At 42.8% G+C, this 3,872-nt stretch carries 8 protein-coding genes; all 8 read right to left on the minus strand.

From position 1 onward, the window contains the following. Positions 1 to 56 precede the first annotated feature (56 nt). The 8 genes from HRT96_RS21765 to HRT96_RS21800 all read right to left on the minus strand — a co-directional run bounded on the left by HRT96_RS21765 (position 57) and on the right by HRT96_RS21800 (position 3,813). Complete coding sequence (locus tag HRT96_RS21765; RefSeq protein ID WP_293160772.1) at positions 57 to 464, minus strand: hypothetical protein; 408 nt, start codon at positions 462 to 464, stop codon at positions 57 to 59. Continuing rightward, positions 461 to 685 (minus strand): hypothetical protein, encoded by a 225-nt coding sequence (locus HRT96_RS21770; RefSeq protein ID WP_293160774.1) that lies wholly within the window; start codon positions 683 to 685, stop codon positions 461 to 463. The genes HRT96_RS21765 and HRT96_RS21770 overlap by 4 nt, the downstream gene beginning before the upstream one ends. Continuing rightward, on the minus strand, positions 682 to 834 hold the full coding sequence (locus tag HRT96_RS21775; protein WP_293160776.1) for a hypothetical protein: 153 nt from the start codon (positions 832 to 834) through the stop codon (positions 682 to 684). The genes HRT96_RS21770 and HRT96_RS21775 overlap by 4 nt, the downstream gene beginning before the upstream one ends. Before the next feature lie 10 nt (positions 835 to 844). Further along, positions 845 to 1,165, minus strand: a complete 321-nt coding sequence (locus HRT96_RS21780; protein ID WP_293160780.1) for a hypothetical protein — start codon at positions 1,163 to 1,165, stop codon at positions 845 to 847. A gap of 9 nt (positions 1,166 to 1,174) precedes the next feature. Beyond that, complete coding sequence (locus HRT96_RS21785; protein ID WP_293160783.1) at positions 1,175 to 1,981, minus strand: major capsid protein P2; 807 nt, start codon at positions 1,979 to 1,981, stop codon at positions 1,175 to 1,177. Positions 1,982 to 2,238: 257 nt separating this feature from the next. Then, positions 2,239 to 2,898 (minus strand): ATP-binding protein, encoded by a 660-nt coding sequence (locus tag HRT96_RS21790; protein WP_293160786.1) that lies wholly within the window; start codon positions 2,896 to 2,898, stop codon positions 2,239 to 2,241. Further along, positions 2,885 to 3,379, minus strand: a complete 495-nt coding sequence (locus HRT96_RS21795; protein WP_293160789.1) for a hypothetical protein — start codon at positions 3,377 to 3,379, stop codon at positions 2,885 to 2,887. The genes HRT96_RS21790 and HRT96_RS21795 overlap by 14 nt, the downstream gene beginning before the upstream one ends. 23 nt (positions 3,380 to 3,402) lie before the next feature. After that, positions 3,403 to 3,813, minus strand: coding sequence for a hypothetical protein (locus tag HRT96_RS21800; RefSeq protein ID WP_293160792.1), 411 nt, complete (start codon positions 3,811 to 3,813; stop codon positions 3,403 to 3,405). Between the last annotated feature and the right edge of the window lie 59 nt (positions 3,814 to 3,872).

A 3,872-nucleotide genomic window follows, 5' to 3' on the forward strand; every position in this document is an offset into this window, starting at 1 on the left:
GAGGTATTGGTATTGGTTGTTTTATTGGTACTTTGAGTACTGCCACCACCTCCCATTTAACAGCCCTCCAAATCTAAAGTAAGTACCGTGTCATTGGTCACTTGGCTAACGACGAAACCAAAACGGCGTAAAATACGCGTCATGCCTGATTTAATCGTGTGAAACTTAATAGCCCGATAACGTTGACCGCTTACCGTGTCAATAATTGATTGCGCCGCAGAAACTAAGCCGCGACCCGTTAACGCCAAAATCAAATATTCATTGTCTTGGGTAACAATCCCAACAAAACGCGCATCTACATCACGCCCTTTGATTTGATATAAGCCCGCTTGCTTATTACGCACCGCATCACAACAAAATTGATATTCTTCTTTGGCAAGCTCAAGACCAGCAAAGGCAGGTTTTAACAGGGCTAAGTGCGCGTTAATATCGGCGCGAACTGGATTTATATATGTAATATTCATTTTTTCACCATCACAAATAACAACACACAAACCATTGCAATCATGGGTAACTGCGCAGTAAGGCCACTGCCACCCATATTAATTGAACCCGTTCTTATTCCGCCAAAACTTGAGTCGCTGGTTGCAGTGGAATCACCCGCAGCACCACCGCCCGCACTAATCGGCATACCGCCAGCGCCGCCAGAAATACCGCCTGTTAATCCACCCATGCCCGGAATCATTTAGCCCCCTTAATGGCTTGATAAGCCATATAACAACCGCCGCCCACAGCACCCAATTTTAATAACTTGGTTGCGCTCGAACCGCTCCAAAAACCGACCCCGAACCCGAGGCCTCCCGCTAACACAGGCAGTAAAAATATTAATGGCATCTTTACCCCCTTAATTTTTTAGCGCGATAATCAGACCAATAAACACCACTGCCACGCCTAAACCACCACCGATATACCACAAGGTTTTATCCGCAGGTTGCGGATGTCTCACTCTCCCTGTGACCGCATTACCGTGGTTATCTTTCACTGGTGCGTCTGGTTGCTGTATTGTTTTAGAGTTGGTTGAGGCTTCTTTTTTTGTCTTAAGGGTAGCGCCATCAATCAAGTTGCCCAACCCATCGCCAGCATCGTCAAGTAAGCTACTCAAACCCTCGCCAACATCATCAAGGAAATCAGCCCCAAAATCCGACATATCATCATACCAAGCCATCGCAACCCCCTATCGAATAAGGTCAGGACGAACAATCAATACCGACTCAACAAGAATTGGAATTGAGCCCACAGGCTGATTCGTCTTAACAGTGAATTTCAGCTCAGAACCATGTGCCGTAGCAAAGAGTTCATCAATGTAATAGCCACGCATAATCGGGTCAAAATGATAGATATCAGGTTGCCAGAAACGGCGATTTCGTTTGGCGCGCATTGTTTCAAGTGATTTACTTGAATCATGCACTTTCACAAAATCGCGGTAAATCTGAATAGCGTGAATTTCACCACTTAAAAAATGCATACGGCGAACAAGCAATAACGGACTTGAAACCATATCCAAGAACTCGTTTTCTGTTGAGCTGGCTTGCATGGTGTGTTTTTTGATTTGTGGTACCACAATACGCGCAGGTTGACGCGCTGAAACAGTCGCCCATGCTTGCAGTTTAATGGCTGGCGGCGTACCGCTAGTGGTTTCAGCGATTTCAATTTCTAAGGTGATGTTGTCACCCGCTTCTGTCACTAATCCGGTGTAGTTCATGCCGTTTTTAGTTTTAGCGGAAACATCAGCCAGTGGGATAGTGAAAAATCCGGCTGTTTTAGCTAAGCCTTTATACGCTTCAAGCTTGTCAATAAATTCACCGTCAAGGACGATGATTTCATCTGCATTAAGCGTGATAGTCACGCGGCGTAATTGCGCAGCGCTGAGATTTGTTTCAATAAAAATTTCGTCATAAGTAGGACCAATCGGCAGTGTTAGCACTGCTTTTTCGCCATAACCCGTACCTGTAAACGAATTTAATTTAGTTGGAGCAGACATTAAAACCACCCGTCCTTACCAAGCGCCTTTTTAGCGGATTCAACGTTGTTTGACGACCAGACAACCACGGCGGCAACAGCAAACGCGATACCCGCTGTAATAAGATGTGATTTTTTCATTTATTGTTTACCTATATAAATTAAGTTAAAAAAAAGCCAGTCCCGTTTGGGATTGGCTTTCAGTAAACAATATTTATTCCGTTTGATTCCTAATACTATTTTCAGTGGATTCCGTTTAGATTTGACTTGAGTCACACTTTACCAGTGTATTTTGCCCTTTTTATATTCTTTACCGTCTTGCAATAGATACTCAAGCGGTTCTAATGGCTCAATTGCTTCCGATGGAATACCTGTCATGCGCTCTAAATAGACGGCGCTGGCATTGGTTTTTTGCATCATTACACAAGCACGTTGACAGTTATCTATGATGGTTTTTGATACTTCTTGGCCACGTTGAAACAAGTTGATTGTGTGAATATTAAATTTACGGCCTAAACGCAATATCTTGCCATGATAGCCCGCCGCTTTACCTGCACTTAAACTGTGTTCGGCCACCTCTTCACAAATTACTTTTAATGGTTTCTTATGTTTGCCGTTACCCACCGCCCAAACGATTTGACAGAACTTATCAAAATCAGCGGGTGTGGTTTCAAAGTCAGGCTGAAACGAGACTTTAAAGCCTTGCTCAGTTTTACGACCAGCAATTAATGCGGCGGCAAATTCTTTAATGGTTTTATAACGGCGCACAATGCGCCCTGCTAACTTACCTTCATAGTCTCCAACGGGGTCGAATATTGCTACTTGGTCAGCGGGTTTTATAAATAACTTTTTAGCCGCCGATGTTTTACCGCTGCCACTCATACCAACAGCGAATACATGGCCATTTTTTAGTTTATTATTCGGGTTAATCGGTTGCATTAGATATGCTCTCCGATTGTGAATTTTCCACTTCGGGCTCAGTTGGCTTAACTTCTTTTTCTTTATCGATTTTCTTTAAGGCTTTAATTTGTGAATAAGAGCCGAAACCTAATGCACCTGCAGCAAAGGTAAACATAATTTCTTCTTTGTATTGCGCTAACCAGGGTGGTAACTCTCCGTTATATTTTACAAACAGTGGTGCAGCAGCTTTTGCTACGTTTTCAACTTGCGCTTCATCAAATGCAAATTGCTTATGACCGAATTGCTTCAACATTTGCTCACCAACGCCAAGAACGGCAGTGGCCGACATAGCGCCTTGCTCTAAAAGCATTTCTTTCTGTGATTTTTTGTCGATAACAGTATCGGGATTAAAATCTTCACCGAGTGAATTCAGTAATTCCTTTTCGTCAAGTTCGCTGTGTACACTGATTTGCTCGTCAACTGGTAGCGCTTCCGTTTCGATATTGTCTAAATTTTCCATTTGATTGCCTTTGTTTGTGATTCTTATCTAATAATTAAACCGAATATAAGCCCAATAACGCTCCCTAAACCCACACACTTAGAAAGATTCAATGTTTCGCTTTCTGGTTCGTCATTGGGTTTAGATTCCATATCGGTATTTGGTTTAGATTCCGTTTGCGATTGTTCATTTATTCCATCTGCATTAGGTTTAGATTGTTCATTATTCGGTTTAACTGGCGGTGGCTGCTTTGCTGCAATGAGTGCTTTCACAATATCTAATGGTTTAAATGCGCTTAATTCCGTTTGCGCTGCCACACCAGTTCGAGTATCGGGTCCACATTGACAACGGCCATGCACAAAGTTTTTGCGTTTACCTTTACCCTGCTTGATAGCCTTAGGGTCTTTACAGGTATTGCATTCGATATACCCTAAAACAGCCGCATCAATTTCCATTAGATTCCCCTTCTATTTTTGTTAAACGTGCATTGGTAATTTTGATATACCGGATTAAT

The organism is Moritella sp., from assembly GCF_013215705.1.
In the GTDB taxonomy this organism is placed as follows: domain Bacteria; phylum Pseudomonadota; class Gammaproteobacteria; order Enterobacterales; family Moritellaceae; genus Moritella.

What these genes read in the sequence shown, in the direction of transcription:
- HRT96_RS21765 (WP_293160772.1), bottom strand. Translation starts at nt 464, where the DNA reads ATGAATATTACATATATAAATCCAGTTCGCGCCGATATTAACGCGCAC.
- HRT96_RS21770 (WP_293160774.1), bottom strand. Translation starts at nt 685, where the DNA reads ATGATTCCGGGCATGGGTGGATTAACAGGCGGTATTTCTGGCGGCGCT.
- HRT96_RS21775 (WP_293160776.1), bottom strand. Translation starts at nt 834, where the DNA reads ATGCCATTAATATTTTTACTGCCTGTGTTAGCGGGAGGCCTCGGGTTC.
- HRT96_RS21780 (WP_293160780.1), bottom strand. Translation starts at nt 1,165, where the DNA reads ATGGCTTGGTATGATGATATGTCGGATTTTGGGGCTGATTTCCTTGAT.
- HRT96_RS21785 (WP_293160783.1), bottom strand. Translation starts at nt 1,981, where the DNA reads ATGTCTGCTCCAACTAAATTAAATTCGTTTACAGGTACGGGTTATGGC.
- HRT96_RS21790 (WP_293160786.1), bottom strand. Translation starts at nt 2,898, where the DNA reads ATGCAACCGATTAACCCGAATAATAAACTAAAAAATGGCCATGTATTC.
- HRT96_RS21795 (WP_293160789.1), bottom strand. Translation starts at nt 3,379, where the DNA reads ATGGAAAATTTAGACAATATCGAAACGGAAGCGCTACCAGTTGACGAG.
- HRT96_RS21800 (WP_293160792.1), bottom strand. Translation starts at nt 3,813, where the DNA reads ATGGAAATTGATGCGGCTGTTTTAGGGTATATCGAATGCAATACCTGT.